Source organism: Blastococcus sp. SYSU DS0753 (assembly GCF_054051175.1).
The window spans coordinates 25,574-44,022 of record NZ_JBJHAT010000020.1 but is presented as its reverse complement, the minus strand read 5'-3'; the positions used below and the strand labels follow the sequence as shown (position 1 = coordinate 44,022).

Annotated in this window: 16 protein-coding genes; 10 read left to right on the top strand and 6 right to left on the bottom strand. The window is 73.4% G+C overall.

Annotation, left to right across the window (positions count from 1 at the left end):
- Positions 1-80: 80 nt before the first annotated feature.
- From ACI799_RS14945 to ACI799_RS14930, 4 genes are all read right to left on the bottom strand, one after another.
- Entirely contained in the window at positions 81-1,697 is a 1,617-nt protein-coding gene (locus tag ACI799_RS14945; RefSeq protein WP_456590258.1) for a long-chain fatty acid--CoA ligase, read from the bottom strand.
- A gap of 63 nt (positions 1,698-1,760) precedes the next feature.
- On the bottom strand, positions 1,761-2,765 hold the full coding sequence (locus tag ACI799_RS14940; protein ID WP_456613386.1) for a hypothetical protein: 1,005 nt from the start codon (positions 2,763-2,765) through the stop codon (positions 1,761-1,763).
- Positions 2,762-3,286, bottom strand: coding sequence for a SigE family RNA polymerase sigma factor (locus ACI799_RS14935; protein WP_456590260.1), 525 nt, complete (start codon positions 3,284-3,286; stop codon positions 2,762-2,764). The genes ACI799_RS14940 and ACI799_RS14935 overlap by 4 nt, the downstream gene beginning before the upstream one ends.
- A gap of 94 nt (positions 3,287-3,380) precedes the next feature.
- Entirely contained in the window at positions 3,381-4,589 is a 1,209-nt protein-coding gene (locus ACI799_RS14930) for a cytochrome P450 (RefSeq protein ID WP_456590261.1), read from the bottom strand.
- Between the two features lie 144 nt (positions 4,590-4,733).
- Between ACI799_RS14930 and ACI799_RS14925 the strand changes: the two genes are divergently transcribed.
- From ACI799_RS14925 to araA, 8 genes are all read left to right on the top strand, one after another.
- Positions 4,734-5,663, top strand: a complete 930-nt coding sequence (locus tag ACI799_RS14925) for a DUF5926 family protein (RefSeq protein ID WP_456590262.1) — start codon at positions 4,734-4,736, stop codon at positions 5,661-5,663.
- A gap of 289 nt (positions 5,664-5,952) precedes the next feature.
- A complete protein-coding gene (gene chvE, locus ACI799_RS14920) occupies positions 5,953-7,104 on the top strand; it encodes a multiple monosaccharide ABC transporter substrate-binding protein (RefSeq protein ID WP_456590263.1) in 1,152 nt (383 codons plus the stop codon).
- Positions 7,105-7,246: 142 nt separating this feature from the next.
- Positions 7,247-8,782 carry a multiple monosaccharide ABC transporter ATP-binding protein gene (gene mmsA / locus ACI799_RS14915; RefSeq protein WP_456590264.1) on the top strand — a complete coding sequence of 512 codons (1,536 nt, stop codon included), beginning with the start codon at positions 7,247-7,249 and terminating at the stop codon, positions 8,780-8,782.
- A complete protein-coding gene (mmsB, locus tag ACI799_RS14910; RefSeq protein ID WP_456590265.1) occupies positions 8,779-10,029 on the top strand; it encodes a multiple monosaccharide ABC transporter permease in 1,251 nt (416 codons plus the stop codon). Before mmsA ends, mmsB begins: the two co-directional genes overlap by 4 nt.
- Positions 10,030-10,081: 52 nt before the next feature.
- Positions 10,082-11,122 (top strand): LacI family DNA-binding transcriptional regulator, encoded by a 1,041-nt coding sequence (locus ACI799_RS14905; protein WP_456590266.1) that lies wholly within the window; start codon positions 10,082-10,084, stop codon positions 11,120-11,122.
- Between the two features lie 34 nt (positions 11,123-11,156).
- Positions 11,157-12,860, top strand: coding sequence for a xylulokinase (locus ACI799_RS14900; protein ID WP_456590267.1), 1,704 nt, complete (start codon positions 11,157-11,159; stop codon positions 12,858-12,860).
- Complete coding sequence (locus ACI799_RS14895; protein WP_456590268.1) at positions 12,857-13,537, top strand: L-ribulose-5-phosphate 4-epimerase; 681 nt, start codon at positions 12,857-12,859, stop codon at positions 13,535-13,537. Before ACI799_RS14900 ends, ACI799_RS14895 begins: the two co-directional genes overlap by 4 nt.
- A gap of 14 nt (positions 13,538-13,551) precedes the next feature.
- Positions 13,552-15,063: an L-arabinose isomerase gene (gene araA / locus ACI799_RS14890; protein WP_456590269.1), complete on the top strand. Its 1,512-nt coding sequence runs from the start codon at positions 13,552-13,554 to the stop codon at positions 15,061-15,063.
- Between the two features lie 173 nt (positions 15,064-15,236).
- Here the strand turns inward: araA and ACI799_RS14885 are convergent, their stop codons facing one another.
- A complete protein-coding gene (locus ACI799_RS14885; protein ID WP_456613385.1) occupies positions 15,237-16,004 on the bottom strand; it encodes a hypothetical protein in 768 nt (255 codons plus the stop codon).
- 36 nt (positions 16,005-16,040) lie between these two features.
- Positions 16,041-16,334, bottom strand: a complete 294-nt coding sequence (locus ACI799_RS14880; protein WP_456590981.1) for a Dabb family protein — start codon at positions 16,332-16,334, stop codon at positions 16,041-16,043.
- A gap of 94 nt (positions 16,335-16,428) precedes the next feature.
- Here ACI799_RS14880 and ACI799_RS14875 point away from each other — a divergent pair, with 94 nt between their 5' ends.
- Together ACI799_RS14875 and ACI799_RS14870 are read left to right on the top strand one after the other, a co-directional pair.
- The gene (locus tag ACI799_RS14875; RefSeq protein ID WP_456590982.1) at positions 16,429-17,682 is read left to right on the top strand and encodes a glycosyltransferase family 4 protein; all 1,254 of its coding nucleotides are present in this window, start codon (positions 16,429-16,431) and stop codon (positions 17,680-17,682) included.
- Positions 17,676-18,443: a class I SAM-dependent methyltransferase gene (locus ACI799_RS14870; RefSeq protein ID WP_456590983.1), complete on the top strand. Its 768-nt coding sequence runs from the start codon at positions 17,676-17,678 to the stop codon at positions 18,441-18,443. The genes ACI799_RS14875 and ACI799_RS14870 overlap by 7 nt, the downstream gene beginning before the upstream one ends.
- The last annotated feature ends 6 nt before the right edge of the window (positions 18,444-18,449 follow it).

The following is an 18,449-nucleotide window of genomic DNA, read 5'->3' as shown; positions in this document are numbered from 1 at the left end:
GCCGAATTCGATCATCGGCAGGTGGTCGCCCGACACGCCGGTGCCGGCAACCACCTGCCGATGATCAACCCGCGAAGGGGTCAGCTCTTCACCTGGTACTCCGCGAACCGGCTGCGCAGGTCCTTCTTGGAGAACTTGCCGACGCTGGTCTTGGGCACCTCGTCGATGAACTCCACCGCCTCGGGCATCCACCACTTGGCCACCAGCGGCTTGAGGTGGTCGAGGATCTCCTGCTCCGACGCCTCCTCACCCTCCTTGAGGACGACGCAGGCCAGCGGGCGCTCGTCCCACTTCGGGTGCGGGATGCCGACGACGGCGGCCTCCTTCACCTTGGGGTGGCTCATGATCGCGTTCTCCAGGTCGACCGAGCTGATCCACTCGCCGCCGGACTTGATCAGGTCCTTGGTGCGGTCGGCGATCCGGATGGAGCCGTACTCGTCCATGGCGGCGACGTCGCCGGTCTTCATCCAGCCGTCGGCGGTGGTGAGCTCCACACCGGCGTCGGGGTTGTAGTAGTCCTGCGCGCACCACGGCCCGCGCACCTGGAGCTCACCGGTGGCCTTGTCGTCCCACGGCTGCGGCTCGAGGGTGTCGGAGTCGACGATGCGCGCCTCGACGCCGAGGAACGGGATACCGGCGCGCGCCCGCTGGGCCGCCTTGGTCTCGTCGTCGGCGTCCTCGTAGCGCTTGGGCAGCACGCCCGACGAGGCCACCGGGTGGGTCTCGGTCATGCCCCACGCCTGCAGGATCGGGATGCCGACCTGCTCGCGGTAGGCCTCGGAGAGCGCCTTCGGCACAGCGGAGCCACCGCAGCCGATGTCGCGCAGCTTGTGCGGCTGCCCGGCCAGGTGCGGGAGCACGCCCTGCCAGATGGTCGGGACGCCGGCGGTGAAGGTGACGCCCTCGTCGACGATCAGCTTCGCCAGCGCCTCGGGCTGCATGAGCGCGCCCGGCATGACCAGCGATGCGCCGGCGGCCGGGGCGGCCTGGGCGATGCCCCAGGCGTTGGCGTGGAACATCGGCACGACCGGCATCGCGACGTCGCGGATGCCCAGGCCGAAGGCGTTGGGCGCCATCACGCCCATGGTGTGCAGGAACGTCGAGCGGTGCGAGTAGACGACGCCCTTCGGGTTGCCGGTGGTGCCGGACGTGTAGCACATCGAGGCCGCGCGCCACTCGTCCGTGACGCCGAACTCGACCGGCTGCGCGTCGGCCAGGAGCGTCTCGTAGTCGAGGATGCGGGGGTCGTCGGGGATCTCGTTGCCGCCGCCGTCGTCCATGACCACGACCTGCCTGACCGTCTTCATGGTGTCGATCAGCGGCCACAGCAGCGGCAGGACCGTGCGGTCGACGAAGATGACCTCGTCCTCGGCGTGGTTGGCGATGTAGGTGAGCTGCTCGGGGAAGAGCCGCACGTTGAGGGTGTGCAGCACGCGCCCGGTGCACGGCGCGGCGAAGTACAGCTCCAGGTGCCGCTGGCTGTTCCAGCCGAACGTGCCGACCCGCCCGTCGGCGCTGACGCCCAGGGTGTCGAGGACGCCGCCCAGCTTGCGGGTGCGCTGCGCCCACTCCGCGTACGTCGCCCGGGTCACGCCCCCGGGGTTGTTGGTGACGATCGTCCCGTCGCCGTAGTGCTGCTCGACGTGCCGGAAGATCGAGTCGATCGTGAGGGGGTAGTCCTGCATCAAGCCGCGCATGTCCGGATCCTGCCAGTGACCGCGCTCACCTTCCAGCGGTAGGGGTGCGGGCCGCCGGGTCGGTCAGCCGTAGATGTCCCGGAGCTGCTCGGTCAGCACGGTCAACGCCTCCGCCGACGAGCGGCCGGTCGACGACTGGGCCGTCGCGGACAGCACCCACACGCCAGCCCCCCGGGCGTCGGGAACGGCGAGTGACCACCGGGCGTCGTAACGCTCGTCCATCCCGGGGCACAGGATGAGCGCCCCGCCGCCAGGGACGTCGGCCGACGGGCAGGGCGTCGCACCCGGGTACTCCGCCTGGCCGCCGCCCATGACGTAGGTGCTCCGCAGCTGCTCGACCGTCGTCCCGTCGCCCAGGAAACCCACGTCGACGAGGTACGCGTAGTCGTAGGGCCCGTCGTAGGACAGCGGCACCGGCACCCAGGTGCAGCCGGACGGGCCGGCCGGCAGGGTGCCGGTCCAGTAGCTGAACTCGTCGTCGAGGGCCTCGCCGAGCCGCGCGGACAGCCGCGGGCAGGTCGCCATGTCCTCCTCGGTGGAGGCCCCCGGGTAGGGCTTGCCGGCGGGCAGCCACCGGTCCCACTCAGCAGGGGACCTGAGCACGACCGGCCCGCCCAGCGCGGCGGCGGTGGCCTCGAGCTCGGGCGCGGCAGCGGCCGCAGCCGCCTGGGCAGCGGCCGCAGCCACACCGGCCTGCGCCTCCTCCGCTGACGCCCGTTCCGCCTCGGCTTCCGCCGCTGACGCCCGTTCCGCCTCGGCTTCCGCCGCTGCCGCCCGGTCGGCCTCCGCCGAGGCCGACCGCTCCGCTTCCGAGGTCCGATCGGGGACGACCGTCGCCGGGGCGGGCGCGGCCGGGCCGGCCGGTGCCGACGACAGCGAGCCGACCGTGGCCGGGACGCCCACTGCGATCACGACCATCGCGGCGACCGTCGACAGGACGCCGGCCCGGGTGCGGCGGCGCTGCCGGTGCCGGGCGACGACGTCGTCGGGCGACACGTGCCCGCCGGCCGCGATGCTGTCGGCGAGCGCGGTCAGCCGCGCGGGCAGGAACTGCTCGACGTCGTTCACGACGACCTCCCGGTCAGCTGCTCGTAGGGGTCCCCGGGTGCGAGCAGCGCCCGGAGCGCGGCGAGCCCGCGGGTGACGTGGTTGTTGACCGTGCTGGTCGAGCACCGCATCAACCGGGCGGTCTCGGCCTCGCTGAGGTCGTCGAAGTACCGGAGGACGACGGCGGTGCGCGCGCGGGGCGAGAGCTGCAGGAGCGCGGCCCGCAGCTCGTCGGCCGCGGCGTGCGCCGCCTGCAGGTCGGTGCCGTCCCCCCGGTCGGGGACCGATTCGATGACCTGCTCGGTGTTGGTGAGCAGCCGCAGCCAGCTCAAGTGGCTGTTGACCAGCATCCGGCGCACGTAGGCCAGCGGGTTGTCGGCCCGCTGCACCTTCGGCCAGGAGGCGAAGGCGCGGGCGAGCGCCGTCTGCACCAGGTCCTCGCCCCGGGCGCGGTCCCCGGTCAGCAGGCAGGCCGTGCGCAGCAGCCCGGGCCCGTGGTCGCGGACGAAGTCCGTGAACCCGTCGTCCCTCGGTCGTCCCACGCGCCCACCCTCCGCCGATGCCTCCACCCGGAAGACGTATCGGCCCGGCAGCCGGACCCCAGCGCGGAAGATCTCGGTTCGGTAACGGCCCCGATCAGGCGGTGAGGACGACGGGCAGCGTCTCCAGGCCGCGGATGACGAACTCGGGACGGCGCACCGGCTCACCGCCGAGCTCGAGCACCGACGTCCGGTCCAGCAGCGCGCCGAAGGTGGCCTGCAGCTCGACCCGGGCCAGGGGCGCCCCGATGCAGAAGTGGATGCCCGCACCGAACGCGATGTGCGGGTTGTCGCTACGGCGGACGTCGAGGGTCTCGGGGTCGGCGAAGACGGTGGGGTCGTGGTTCGCCGCGCCGAGGAGGGCGGCGATCTTCTGCCCCTCGGCCACGGTCACGCCGCCGAGCTCCACGTCCGCGGTGGCGGTGCGCTCGAACAGCTGCAGCGGCGGGTCGAAGCGCATGAGCTCCTCCAGCGCCGCGGGGCGCAGACCCGGCTCCGCGCGGAGGGCAGCCAGCTGGTCGGGGTGGCGCAGGAGCGCCAGCATGCCGTTGCCGGTGACGTTCACCGTGGCCTCGTGGCCGGCGTTGAGCAGCAGGATGCAGGTGGTGACCAGCTCGTCCTCGGTCAGCCGGTCGCCGTCGGCGTCCCGGACGGACACCAGGTGGGAGAGCAGGTCCTCGCCGGGGGCGGTACGGCGCTCGGCGGCCAGCTGCCGCAGGTAGGTGACGAACTCGTCCGCCGCGCGCTCGGCCGCCTCCTCGACGGCTGCCGTGCGCCCGTACTCGTACATCTTCACGATCGCGTTCGACCACGGCCGCAGCAGCGGGCGGTCGGCCTCGGGCACGCCCAGCAGCTCGGCGATCACCGCGACCGGCAGCTGCTCGGCCATGCCGGTGAGCAGGTCGACCGGCGTCGACCCGGCCGAGCGCTCGACCAGCTCGTCGGCCAGCCGGCCGGCCAGCTCCTCCACCCACGGGCGCAGCCGCTCCACGTGCCCGCGGGCGAACGCGCTGGTGATCAGCCGCCGCAGCCGGGTGTGGTCCGGCGGCTCCATCTCCAGGATGGCGTTGCGGTGGATGAGGTTGAAGCTCTCGAACCGGTCGGCCGGCTCCTTGTCCGCCCAGATGCGGCCCAGCCGGCGGTCGCGCAGCACGGCGTTGGACTCCGCGTGGGTGAACGCCAACCAGAGTCCCAGCCCCTCGTGCCACTGCACCGGCGCCTGCGCCCGGGCCCGCGCGAACGCCGGGTACGGGTCGGCGACGAACGAGGGGGCGGTGAGGTCGAGCGCGTCGACGGCCGGGGACACGCCGGGAAGCCTAGGAGCCCGCCCGCGGCGTCCGGCACCCGCGGGCCCGCCGACGAGTGAGACGAACTCGGCTTCGAGGCCGCGTCCCCCGGCGCCCGCGGCCTCGGGGCGGGGCCCCGCACCCCGCCACATACGCTGACCCGCATGGCTTCCCGCAAGCGCTCGTCCGCCCCCGCTGCCGCGCCGGAGGGCGTGAACCCGAAGGCGCCCTGCCCCTGCGGGTCGGGCCGCCGCTACAAGCACTGCCACGGCTCCGGGTACGCCCCGCCGGTCGTCCGGCCGTTCGAGGGCCTGCCCGGCGAGGCCGACTGGGTGGCGCTGCGCGAGCTCGTCCCGGCGGCGACGGCGACGCTGCGCTCGGCCGACGGGCGCGAGCTCACCCTGGCCAGCGTGCTGCCCGGCGGCGCCCCCGCTCTGGTGCGCGCCAACGGCCAGATCCTCGTCGGCGCCCAGCTGGCGACGTCGTCGGACGACGTCAGCCGCGACCTCGGCACCGCCGTCGCCGCCGCGCTGGAGGCCCCCGCGGGCGCGCCGGTGGACCCGGGCCCCATCGGTGGCACCGGCTCGGCCGGCCCACGGCTGCAGGAGGTGCTCGACCTCACCGCGCCGCTCGAGGTGACCGTGCACGACAGCTTCGACTTCTGGCTGGAGGGCACCGACCCCAGCCCCGCCGCGCGCGCCGGCCTGACCCAGGCCAACGAGGCGATCCTGCCCACCGTCCGGCTGGAAGGGCTGGAGGCCGCCTACTGGGTGCGCCCGGGCAGCGAGCGGGCGCACCTGCGCTGGGTGCGGCCGGAGAAGGAGGAGCAGTTGCTCGACGCGCTGGCCCGCCTGTCGGCGTCCGAGCAGATCCTCCTCGGTGAGGGCACCCGCTACGCCGGCGCCTTCCGCGCCCACGGTCTCGTCGTCCCGGTGTGGGACCTGCCGGCCGACACCCCGGCCGAGGACTGGGCCGCACCGGCGACCGAGTTCCAGAGCCGGCTCGAGGCCGCCCTGGCCGAGACGGCCCCGCTGACCGCCGACGAGCGGCGCGCCCGCGCCGGGCTGCTCTCCCGCCAGATCACCCTGCGGTAGCCGGCTGCGGGGCGCACGAACGGGTGACGCCGCGCAACCGACGCGCCCGGGAGCGGCCCGCCCGGTGACCGCCCGTACCGGCCGCCCGGCGGGGAGAACGCGCTGGCGGCCGGGCGTGCGCCTGCCCGGACGGCGCTGCCCGGTGTCCGGCGGATGGACGTGTCGTTACGCGACCGTGACGCGAACCGCACTTGACGGCGGCTCGTGTTAGCGCTCACATAGACGGGTCCGCAGACGCGGGCCTGAGCGCCGACGCGACGGCGGCAGAAGCTTCAACGAGGAGGCCCATGTGAGCAAGAAGCTCGGCCTGACCGCACTGGGCGCCACCCTGGCGCTCGGTCTGGCGGCGTGCGGCGGCGAGGGCGCCGGCAGCACCAACGACACGGCCAACGCCAACCCGGAGGACCTGTCGATCGGCGTCTCGATGCCGACGCAGACCTCCGAGCGCTGGATCGCCGACGGCGAGAACGTCGAGGAGCAGCTGACCGAGGCCGGGTACGACGTCGAGCTGCGGTACGCCAACGACGACATCCCGACCCAGGCGCAGCAGATCGACACGATGATCACCCAGGGCGTCGACGCCCTGATCGTCGCCGCCATCGACGGCACCGCGCTGACCAGCCAGCTCGCCAACGCCGCCGCCGAGGGCATCCCGGTCATCTCCTACGACCGGCTCATCCGCGACACCGAGAACGTCGACTTCTACGTCAGCTTCGACAACTTCAAGGTCGGCGTCGCCCAGGGCGAGTCCCTGCTCAAGGGCCTCGGCGTCCTGGACGAGAACGGCGAGCGCACCGACGCCGCCGGTCCGTTCAACGTCGAGCTGTTCGCCGGCTCGCTGGACGACAACAACGCGCACTTCTTCTGGGACGGCGCCATGTCGGTGCTGCAGCCGCTGATCGACGACGGCACGCTGGTCGTCCCGTCCGGGCAGACCGACATCGGGCAGGCCGCGATCCTGCGCTGGGCGCAGGAGGGCGCGCAGCGGCGCATGGAGGACCTGCTGACCTCCACGTACAACAGCGGCACCGTCCTCAACGGCGTCCTCTCGCCCTACGACGGCCTGTCCCGCGGCATCATCACCGCCCTGGAGAACGCCGGCTACGGCCCGACGATCACCGCCCCGGAGCGGCCGATGCCGATCATCACCGGTCAGGACGCCGAGATCGCCTCCGTCAAGCTGATCGACGACGAGATCCAGTACTCGACGATCTTCAAGGACACCCGGCTGCTGGCCGAGCAGGCCGTCGCGGCCGCCCAGGCCTACCTGGAGGGCGAGGAGCCCGAGGCCAACGACACCGAGAGCTACCACAACGGCGTGAAGGTCGTGCCGTCGTACCTGCTCCCGGTGGAGACGGTTACCAAGGAGAACATCGAGCAGGTCCTGATCGACTCCGGTTACTACACCGCCGACGAGGTCGCCGCCGGTCAGACCAGCTGACCCGCGCTCCTCGGCAGCACCCCGCACGACCGGTCGGGCTCGGCGCCGCGTTCTCGCCGCCGGGCCCGACCGGGCACCATCCAGCAGTTCCGTGCACCGCCCAGCACCGTGACCCACTCAGCACCGAGGACGACGGAGTCCCATGGACAACATCCTGGAGATGCGCTCCATCACCAAGACCTTTCCCGGGGTCAAGGCGCTGGAGGACGTGAACCTCGCGGTTCGCGCCGGCGAGATCCACGCGATCTGCGGGGAGAACGGAGCCGGCAAGTCCACCCTGATGAAGGTGCTCTCGGGCGTGTACCCGGCGGGCAGCTACGACGGCGAGATCGTCTTCGACGGTCAGCCGGTCGCCTTCAGCGGCATCCGGGACAGCGAGCAGGTGGGGATCGTGATCATCCACCAGGAGCTGGCGCTGGTCCCCTACCTCTCGATCGCCGAGAACATCTTCCTCGGCAACGAGCGCCGCGGCCGCGGCGGCCTGATCGACTGGAACCGCGCGCACGCCGAGGCCGAGGCGCTGCTGCGGTCGGTGGGCCTGCGGGAGAACCCCGAGACGCCGGTCGGCCAGCTCGGCGTCGGCAAGCAGCAGCTGGTCGAGATCGCGAAGGCGCTGTCGAAGAACGTGCGGCTGCTCATCCTCGACGAGCCCACCGCCGCCCTCAACGACACCGACTCCGCGCACCTCCTGGGGTTGCTCCGCGACCTCAAGGGGCGCGGCATCACCTGCATCATGATCTCGCACAAGCTCGGTGAGATCACCGCGATCGCCGACAACGTCACGGTCATCCGCGACGGCAAGACGGTGGAGACGCTCAACCTGCACGCCGGCGAGGTCACCCAGGACCGGATCATCCGCGGGATGGTCGGCCGCGATCTGGAGAGCTACTACCCCGACCGCGAGTCGCACCCCGGGGAGGAGGTGCTCCGGGTCGAGGACTGGACCGTGTGGCACCCCACCCAGGACCGCAAGGTCGTCGACGGCGCCGGCTTCGACGTGCGCGCCGGCGAGGTGGTCGGCATCGCCGGGCTGATGGGCGCCGGGCGCACCGAGCTGGCGATGAGCATCTTCGGCCGCTCCTGGGGCCGCAACATTTCCGGCCGGCTGTACATGCACGGCAAGGAGATCCAGGCCCGCAACGTCCCGGAGGCGATCGACCACGGCATCGCCTACGCCACCGAGGACCGCAAGCACTACGGCCTCAACCTGATCGAGGACATCCGGCGCAACGTCTCCGCCGCCGCCCTCGGCAAGCTCTCCCGCCGGGGCTGGGTGAACGCCAACGAGGAGACCAAGGTCGCCGAGGCCAGCCGGCGCAGCATGAACATCAAGGCGCCGACGGTCTCCGCCGTCGTGGGCAAGCTCTCGGGCGGCAACCAGCAGAAGGTCGTGCTGTCCAAGTGGCTGTACACCGACCCCGAGGTGCTCATCCTCGACGAGCCGACGCGCGGCATCGACGTCGGCGCGAAGTACGAGATCTACACGATCATCAACCGTCTGGTGGCCGACGGGAAGGCCGTCGTCGTCATCTCGTCGGAGCTGCCCGAACTGCTCGGCATCTGCGACCGCATCTACACCCTCTCCGCCGGCCGGATCACCGGTCAGCTGCCCGTGCGCGAGGCGACCCAGGAGAACCTGATGGAGCTCATGACCCAGGACAAGGAGGTCGCGGCGTGACCAAGACCGTGCCGCAGACCGAGGAGATCACGCCGGCGCCGGGCGCCGCGCAGCAGGCGAAGGAGGACGCGCGGGGCGGCGGGCTGCTGGGCCTGGTCACCGCGAACCTGCGCACCAGCGGCATCTACATCGCCTTCGTGGCGATCGTGGCCCTGTTCGCGGTCCTCACCGGCGGGGACTCGCTGAGCCCCGGAAACCTGTCCAACATGGTCCTCCAGTACTCCTACATCCTGGTGCTGGCCATCGGCATGGTGATCGTGATCATCGCCGGGCACATCGATCTCTCGGTCGGTTCCGTGGTCGCGCTCACCGGTGCGGTCTCGGCCGTGCTGGTGATCCAGCAGGGCTTCCCGTACTGGGTCGGCATCGTGGCCGCGCTCGCCGTCGGCATCGCCGTCGGCGCCTGGCACGGCCTCTGGGTGGCCTACGTCGGCATCCCGGCGTTCATCGTCACCCTCGCCGGCATGCTGCTGTTCCGCGGCCTCACCCTGCAGGTCCTGGACAACGTCTCGCTCTCGCCCTTCCCCCGCGAGTACGGGCAGATCGCCACCGGCTTCATCAACGGCTGGCTCGGCGGCTACGGCTACGACGCGTTCACCCTGCTGATCGGTGCGGTCGCGGTGGCCGGCTACGCGGTCAGCGGCTGGCGGGCCCGGTCGGCGCGCATCCGCTACGACCAGCCGGTCGAGAGCCTCGGCCTGTTCGTCCTCAAGGTGGTCGCCGTCGGCGTCGTCGTGATGGCGTTCGCCTGGCAGCTCGCGAACTCCCGCGGCCTGCCGATCGTGCTGATCATCCTGGCCGTCCTGGTGCTGGTCTACGGCCTGGTCACCACCCGCACGGTGTTCGGGCGGCAGGTCTACGCGATCGGTGGGAACCTGCCGGCGGCGATGCTCTCCGGGGTGAAGGTCAAGAAGGTCAACTTCTGGATCTTCGTCAACATGGGCTTCCTCGCCGCGATCGCCGGGATCATCTACTCCTCGCGCATGAACGGGGCCCAGCCCGCAGCGGGTGAGATGTTCGAGCTCGACGCCATCGCGGCGGCCTTCATCGGCGGTGCCGCGGTGACCGGCGGCGTGGGCACGGTGGTCGGCGCCATGGTCGGCGGGCTGATCATGGCGGTGATGACCAACGGCATGCAGCTCATGGGGATCGAGCAGCAGGTGCAGATGGTCGTCAAGGGCCTCGTGCTCCTGCTCGCCGTGGCCTTCGACGTCTACAACAAGCGGCGCGCCGGCGCCTCGCGCTGACCGGCGGCGGCGCCTGCGGAGGACCGTGCCGGGCAACGAGGGAGGAGCGGGCGTGACAGCCGAGGTCGTGGGGTCCCGTCCCCCGGGGCTGGCCGCCGTGGCCGCGCGGGCGGGGGTGTCGCACCAGACGGTCTCCCGGGTCATCAACGGGCACCCGAGCGTCGCGCCCCTCACCCGCGAGCGGGTCCAGCGGGCGATCGCCGAGCTCGGGTACCGCCCGAACCGGGCGGCCCGGGCGCTGGTCACCGGCACCACCCGCACGATCGGCCTGGTCACGGTCAACATCGCCCAGTACGGCCCGGCGCAGATGATGATCGGCCTGGAGCGGGCCGCCCGGGCGGCCGGGTACGCGCTGTCGGTGGCGATCCTCGACGAGGCCACCGCCGACGCCATGCGGGAGTCGGTCGACAACCTGGTGGCCCAGGGTGTCGACGCGGTCGTGGCGCTGTCCACCTACGACGACGCCGCCGACGCGGTGAGCCGGCTCGAGCCGCCGGTCCCCCTGGTCGCCGTCCAGGTGGGCGGGGCGGACGGGCGGCCGGCCGTCGCGATCGACCAGGAGGCCGGGGCGCGGGCGGCGGTGCGGCACCTGCTGGACCTGGGGCACGCGACGGTGCACCACCTGCCCGGCCCGGCGGACTCCCAGGAGTCCCGCGGTCGCGCCGACGGGTGGCGCGCGGAGCTCGCGGCCGCCGGTGCGTGGCTGCCCGAGGAGTTGCCGCGCGGCGACTGGACGCCGGCTTCCGGATACGCCGCCGGCGAGGAGCTCGTGGCCCGGCGGCGCGCGGGGGAGCAGATAACCGCCGTCTTCGCGGCCAACGACCAGATGAGCCTGGGTCTGCTGGCGGCGCTGCACGACGCCCGGCTCACCGTGCCGGGCGACGTGAGCGTCGTGGGCTTCGACGACCTGCCCGAGGCCCCGTACTTCGTGCCGCCGCTGACCACGATCCGGCAGGACTTCGCCGAGCTCGGCCGACGGGGCGTGGACCTGGTGCTCGGCCGCATCCGGGGCGAGTCCCCGCATCCCGACCCTGTCCCGCCGAGCCTGGTGGTGCGGGCCAGTGCGGGCTCCCCGCCCGCCGTGAGAGGCTGATGTGAACGCTCACAAATCACCCGGAGGAGACCCGATGGGCCAGCAGGCGGACGCCGTGACGGCCGGCGCCGGTGCCGGCACGGACCCCGGCGAGGCGATCACCGCGGGCCGCACGGCGCTGGGCATCGAGCTCGGGTCGACGCGGATCAAGGCGGTGCTGATCGGCCCGGACCACGCTCCGCTCGCCGTCGGCAGCTCCGACTGGGAGAACCGGCTGGTCGACGGCGTGTGGACGTACTCGCTGGACGCCGTCTGGTCGGGCGTGCAGGAGAGCGTCGCGGCCCTGGCCGAGGACGTGCGGCGCCGCCACGGGGTCGAGCTGACCGGAGCCGGTGCGCTCGGGGTGTCGGCGATGATGCACGGCTACCTGGCCTTCGACGCCCGGGGTGAGCTGCTCGCGCCGTTCCGCACCTGGCGCAACACCAACACGGGGCGGGCCACCGAGCGGCTCAGCGCGGAGTTCGGCGTCAACATCCCGCACCGGTGGAGCGTCGCGCACCTCTACCAGGCGGTCCTGGACGGCGAGGAGCACCTTGCCCGGCTCGACCACCTGACCACCCTCGCCGGCTACGTGCACTGGCAGCTCACCGGGGAGCGGGTGCTCGGCGTGGGGGACGCCAGCGGCATGTTCCCCATCGACGCCACCACCGGCGGCTACGACGCCGCGATGCTGGCCCGGTTCGACCAGCTGGCCGCCGAGGCCGGGGTGGAGGTCACCCTCGCCGAGCTGCTGCCGGCCATCGCCGTCGCCGGCCAGCCGGCCGGCACGCTCACCGCGGCGGGCGCGCGGCTCCTCGACCCGGCCGGGCGGCTGCGCCCCGGCATCCCGCTCTGCCCCCCGGAGGGCGACGCGGGCACCGGCATGGTCGCCACGAACTCGGTCGCGCCGCGCACCGGCAACGTCTCCGCCGGGACGTCGATCTTCGCCATGGTGGTGCTCGAGCGGGAGCTCGCCGCGGTGCACCGCGAGCTGGACCTGGTCACCACACCGGCCGGCGACCCGGTGGCGATGGTGCACTGCAACAACGGCGCCAGCGAGCTGGACGCGTGGGCCGGGCTGTTCACCGAGTTCGCCCGGGCGCTGGGTGCCGACGCCGAGCCGGGGAAGGTCTTCGAGACACTCTTCACCGCCGCGCTGGACGGGCAGAGCGACTGCGGCGGGATGCTCGCCTACAACTACCTCTCCGGGGAGCCGATCACCGGTCTGGAGGAGGGGCGGCCGCTCTTCCTGCGGTCGCCGGACAGCAGGCTGGACCTGGGCACCTTCATGCGCACCCACCTGTTCTCCTCCCTGGCCACGCTCCGGATCGGCATGGACGTCCTGCAGAAGGCCGAGGGCGTGCGGCTGGACCGGATGTTCGCCCACGGCGGCATGTTCAAGACCGAGGGCGTCGCCCAGCGCTTCCTGGCCGCCGCGACCGACACCCCGGTCTCCGTCGGCGACGTCGCCGGTGAGGGGGGTGCCTGGGGCATGGCCGTCCTCGCCGCCTTCGCGACCGGTCGCTCCCCGGAGCAGGGCCTGGCCGACTACCTGGACACCGCGGTCTTCGCCGGCACCAGCCTGCAGACCGCCGAGCCCGACCCGGTCGACGTCGCGGGCTTCGACGCGTTCATGGAGCGGTACGTCGCCGGCCTGCCGGTCGAGCAGGCCGCCGTCGACCACGTGGGAGTCGGCCGCGGACGGGCCGCCGACGCCCCGACGACCTCCCCCGTCCCGAAGGAGGAGCACCTGGCATGAGCAGCCCGACCCTGACCGAGCGCGGCACCCACCGGGAACTGCGCGAGCACGTCGCCGCGCTGCACGGCGAGCTGACCCGGTACGAGCTGGTCACCTGGACCGCCGGGAACGTCTCGGCCCGCGTGCCCGGCGAGGACCTGTTCGTCATCAAGGGCAGCGGCGTCTCCTACGACGAGCTGACCTGGGAGGGCATCACCGTCTGCGACCTGGACGGCGCCGTCGTCGACGGGGTCAAGGCGCCCTCGTCGGACACCGCCGCCCACGCCTACGTCTACCGGCACATGCCGGAGGTCGGGGGCCAGGTGCACACGCACAGCCCGTACGCCGCGGCCTGGGCCGCGCGCGGCGAGGAGATCCCGTGCGTGCTGACGGCGATGGCCGACGAGTTCGGCGGCCCGATCCCGGTGGGCCCCTTCGCGCTGATCGGGGACGACTCGATCGGTCAGGGCGTCGTCGCCACGCTGTCGGGGTCGCGCTCACCCGCCGTCCTGATGCAGAACCACGGCGTCTTCACCATCGGCCGGGACGCCCGGGCCGCCGTCAAGGCGGCCGTCATGACCGAGGACGTCGCCCGCACCGTGCACCTGTCCCGGCAGCTGGGCGAGCCGATCCCCATCGCGCAGTCGGACATCGACTCGCTCTACGCGCGCTACCAGAACGTCTACGGACAGCGCTGAGGAAGGACGACTTCGTGGCACAGGACCCCTACGCCGGGGCGCAGGTGTGGTTCCTCACGGGCAGCCAGGGGCTGTACGGGGAGGAGACGCTGCAGCAGGTGGCCGACCAGTCCCGCCGGGTGGCGGTCGCGCTCGACGCGGCCGCCGAGATTCCCGCCGAGGTGGTGTGGAAGCCGGTGCTCACCGACGCCGGCGCCATCCGCCGGGCGATGGGCGAGGCCAACGAGGACCCGTCCTGCATCGGGGTGATCACCTGGATGCACACCTTCTCGCCGGCCAAGATGTGGATCGCCGGGATCGACGCCCTGCGCAAGCCACTGCTGCACCTGCACACCCAGGCCGACGCCGCCCTCCCGTGGGCGACGATCGACATGGACTTCATGAACCTCAACCAGGCCGCCCACGGCGACCGCGAGTACGGGTTCGTCCTCACCCGGTTGCGCCAGCCGCGCACCACCGTCGCCGGCCACGTGGACAACCCCGCGGTGCGGGCACGGGTGGGTTCCTGGGTGCGCGCGGCCGCCGGGGCCGCGGCCGCCCGGAACCTCAAGCTGGCCCGCTTCGGCGACAACATGCGCGACGTCGCCGTGACCGAGGGCGACAAGGTCGAGGCGCAGCTCCGCTTCGGCATGTCGGTGAACACCTGGGGGGTCAACGACCTGGTCGCCGTGGTCGACCAGGTGGCCGACGCCGACGTCGACGCGCTGGTGCAGGAGTACGGCGACCTCTACGAGCTGGCCGCCGACGTCCGGCCGGGCGGGGAGCGGCACGACTCGGTCCGCTACCAGGCGCGGATCGAGCTGGCGCTGCGGCAGTTCCTCACCGAGGGTGGGTTCGGGGCCTTCACCACCAACTTCGAGGACCTCGGCGGACTGCGCCAGCTGCCCGGGCTGGCCGTGCAGCGCCTCATGGCCGACGGCTTCGGCTTCGGCGGGGAGGGCGACTGGAAGACCTCCGCCCTGCTGCGGGTGCTCAAGGTGGCCGCGGCCGGCCTGCCGGGTGGCACGTCGTTCATGGAGGACTACACCTACGACCTGGCCTCCGACCGGCCGAAGATCCTCGGCGCGCACATGCTCGAGGTCTGCCCGACGATCTCCGGCGAGCGGCCCCGGCTCGAGGTGCACCCGCTCTCGATCGGCGGCCGCGAGGACCCCGCCCGCCTGGTCTTCACCGCCGCTCCCGGCGAGGGGGTCGTCATCGGCTGGGCCGACCTCGGCGACCGGTTCCGCTGGGTGGCCAACGAGGTCGACGTCGTCCCGCCGTCCGAGCCGCTGCCGAACCTGCCCGTGGCCCGGGCGGTCTGGGAGCCGCGGCCGGACTTCGCGACCTCCACCGAGGGCTGGCTGACCGCCGGCGGCCCGCACCACACGGTGCTGTCCACCGCGCTGGACGCCGACGTGCTCACCGACCTCGCCGAGGTGTTCGGCGTGGAGCTCGTGGTCATCGACGGCGACACCACCCGCCGGTCGCTGGCCAAGGAGCTGCGCTGGAGCGCCGCGTACCACCGGCTGGCCGCCGGGATCTGACCGGCGGGGCCCTCCGCGCGCAGTCGGGGGCGGGCCCCCCCCCGGGGGCGCGGCCCCCCCCCCCCCCCCCGAGGCCGCTACCCGTGTCGCCCCCTCCCCCGGGACAGGGCAACCCCCGGGACGGCCCGGAGCGCCGGGCCGTCGTGGCATGGCCGGCGTGGCCGGCGGCCGGCTCAGCCCAGCGCGTCGGCCTGCGTCTCGTAGGCCTGCTGGAGCAGCTCGGCGAAGGGTGCCGGGTCGGCCGGTGTGGCGCCGGCGAGCCCGGTGTCCAGGGACACCAGGAGGAGCAGCCGGTCGTCGTCCTCCACCGCCCCGATCAGCGTCGGCACGGTCACCCGAGAACCGTCGGGGGCGGTGATCGCGGTCGTGTAGCGCACGAGGGCCGAGCCGTCACCCAGGTCGGCCACCGGGAGGTTCTCGAAGGAGACCGCCGCCTCACCGATCTGCGGGGAGGCGAGCTGCGCCTCGGGGCAGCGCTCGGCGGCGTCGGCCATCTGCGCGACGGCGCCGTCCAGCGGTCCGCCGCGCACCAGCATCTGCACCGTCGTCGCCGATCCGGTGGTCGCGCTCTGCGCGGCGACGTCCTCGAACGCCGCCAGATCGGGCTGGGTGCCGTCCACGGCGGCCCGGCAGCTGTCCGGGGTGATCTGCACGTCCGGCGCGGCGGCCGCGATGCCCGCGCCCAGGCGCAGCTGCTCCGGCGACACCGCCACCACGGTGGCGTCGGGACCGAAGGCGTCGGCGGGCAGCAGCCCAGAGGCCAGATCGGGCGCCTCCGTCGCCTGCGCGGCGGAGGCCTCCGCCGCCGAGGAGGCGGCCGCGGCGGTGCGGTCCGAGGCGTCCCCGCCGCCGCAGCCGGTCAGCAGCACGACGGCGGCCGCCCCGGCCAGCAGGGCGCCGGAACGACGGTGCCGGCCGGGGAGGCGCTGTGCGGAGGTCATGGCGAAGACGCTAGTCGGCGGGCACCGCACCGCCCCTCAGATCCGGTGCTGGATCGCCGTCCGCGAGGCCAGGATGGGCCGCACGTGGTCGGCGATGACCGCCAGGTGCACGGGGTCCTGCGCGTAGTGGCGGAAGGCCTCGACATCGGGGAACTCGGCGATCAGCACGGTGTCGGCGTTGCCGTCGACCAGGCCCGCGTCGTCGGCGACCACCAGCGACGTCATCCCGCCGACCGTGCGCCGCAGCCCGCGCAGCGCCTCGATGGTCTGCGCCCGCCGCTCGGCGTCGGCATCCGGGGACCAGGTGAAGAGCACGACGTGACGAATCATGCGGGAACTGTGCCAGGCCCGGCGTCGACCGGCCGGGTGGTCCGGCTACCGGCTGGTAGCCGTCGTCCGGTGCGCGATCGTTAGAGTCCGGTCCATGGGACGGTCGTTGCGCATTGCACTGCTGTCCTACCGCAGCAAGCCGCACGGCGGCGGCCAGGGCGTCTACGTCCGGGCGCTCTCCCGCGAGCTGCGCGAGCTCGGTCACCGTGTCGAGGTGCTCAGCGGTCAGCCCTACCCCGAGCTCGACCAGGGCGTGCCGCTCACCCGCGTGCCGAGCCTGGACCTCTACCGGGAGCCCGATCCCTTCCGCACCCCGCGCCCGTCGGAGATCCGCGACTGGGTCGACGTGGCGGAGTGGGCCACGATGTGCACCGCCGGCTTCCCCGAGCCGCTGACGTTCAGCCTGCGCGCCGCCCGCCACCTGCTGCCCCGGCGGGACGAGTTCGACGTGGTGCACGACAACCAGTCGCTGGGCTACGGCCTCCTCCGGCTGGTGCGGGCCGGCGTGCCCACGGTGGCGACGGTGCACCACCCGATCGCCATCGACCGCGACCTCGAGCTGGCCGCGGCCCCGACGCTGCGCCGCAAGCTCACCCTGCGGCGGTGGTACGCCTTCACCCGCATGCAGGCGCGGGTGGTCCAGCGGCTGGATGCCGTCACCACGGTGTCGGAGAACTCCCGCCGTGACATCGCCGCCCGCATGGGGCTGGCGCCGGAGCGGATGAGCGTCATCCCGGTGGGGATCGACCCCGACCAGTTCACCCCGCCGCCGGCCGGGCAGCCCCGTGAGCCCGACTCGATCCTCGCGGTCACCAGCGCCGACGTGCCGCTCAAGGGGCTGGTGCACCTGCTCGAGGCGCTGGCGAAGCTGCGCACGGAGCGACCCGTGCGGCTCACCGTCGTGGGCTCCGCCCGGCCCGGCGGTCCCGCCGAGGCGGCGCTGGACCGGCTGGGGCTGCGCGACGCCGTCCGCTTCACCGGCCCGGTGCCCGAGGCGGAGCTGACCCAGCTGTTCCAGCGGGCGAGCGTCGTGGCGATCCCCTCCCTCTACGAGGGGTTCTCGCTGCCTGCCGTGGAGGCCATGGCGTGCGCGACCCCGCTGGTGACCACCGACGCCGGTGCGCTGCCCGAGGTGGTCGGCACGAAGGCGGGGCTGCGGGTGCGCGCCGGTGACGTCGGCGAGCTGACCGCCGCCCTGCAGCTGGTGCTCGACTCCCCCTCGCTGGCCGAGCAGCTGGGGCGCGCCGGCCGCCGGCGGGTCCTGGACACCTACACCTGGCGGGCCACGGCCGCGCGCACCGCCGAGTGGTACGCCGAGACGCTGGACCGGAAGGGAACCCCGTGCTGACCGTCGACTACGACCGGCTCGACCTGCGCCCGGGGATGACCGTCCTCGACCTGGGCTGCGGCGAGGGGCGGCACGCCTTCGAGGCCTACCGCCGCGGCGCGCGCGTGGTCGCCGTCGACTGGGGCCGGCACGAGGTCGAGACGACGAAGCGCTGGCTCGGCGCGATCGCCGAGGCCGGCGAGGCCCCGGCCGGTGCGCGCTTCGAGGTGGTGCGCGGCGACCTGCTGCATCTGCCCTTCCCCGACGCGAGCGTCGACCGGGTGATGGCCTCGGAGGTGCTCGAGCACATCCCGGACGACGCCGCGGCGATGGCCGAGATCGTGCGCGTCCTCAAGCCCGGTGGCCGGGTGGCGGTGACCGTGCCGCGCTACGGCCCCGAGCGGGTGTGCTGGGCGCTGTCGGACGAGTACCACGCCAACGAGGGCGGCCACATCCGCATCTACCGCGGCGAGGTGCTGCGCGCCCGCCTGGCCACCGCCGGCCTGGTCCCGGGGGCGAGCCACCACGCGCACGCCCTCCACGCCCCGTACTGGTGGCTCAAGTGCGCCGTCGGTGTCGAGAAGGACACCGCCGCGGTCCGGGCCTACCACCGGCTGCTGGTCTGGGACCTCACCACGCGTCCCTGGCTCACCCGGGCGCTGGAGCGCGTCCTCGACCCGCTGATCGGCAAGAGCTTCGTCGTCTACGCCGACAAGCCGGCCGGGGCCGGCGCGGCCGCGGCGGCCGGGCTGGACCTGGAGCGGTCCGCTGCGGCCCGCTGACCGGGG

Excerpts from the sequence above, each read along its gene's own strand:
- ACI799_RS14945 (WP_456590258.1), bottom strand. The coding sequence starts at position 1,697 with ATGCGCGGCTTGATGCAGGACTACCCCCTCACGATCGACTCGATCTTC.
- ACI799_RS14925 (WP_456590262.1), top strand. The coding sequence starts at position 4,734 with ATGGCTTCCCGCAAGCGCTCGTCCGCCCCCGCTGCCGCGCCGGAGGGC.
- mmsA (WP_456590264.1), top strand. The coding sequence starts at position 7,247 with ATGGACAACATCCTGGAGATGCGCTCCATCACCAAGACCTTTCCCGGG.
- ACI799_RS14900 (WP_456590267.1), top strand. The coding sequence starts at position 11,157 with ATGGGCCAGCAGGCGGACGCCGTGACGGCCGGCGCCGGTGCCGGCACG.
- ACI799_RS14895 (WP_456590268.1), top strand. The coding sequence starts at position 12,857 with ATGAGCAGCCCGACCCTGACCGAGCGCGGCACCCACCGGGAACTGCGC.
- ACI799_RS14885 (WP_456613385.1), bottom strand. The coding sequence starts at position 16,004 with ATGACCTCCGCACAGCGCCTCCCCGGCCGGCACCGTCGTTCCGGCGCC.
- ACI799_RS14880 (WP_456590981.1), bottom strand. The coding sequence starts at position 16,334 with ATGATTCGTCACGTCGTGCTCTTCACCTGGTCCCCGGATGCCGACGCC.
- ACI799_RS14875 (WP_456590982.1), top strand. The coding sequence starts at position 16,429 with ATGGGACGGTCGTTGCGCATTGCACTGCTGTCCTACCGCAGCAAGCCG.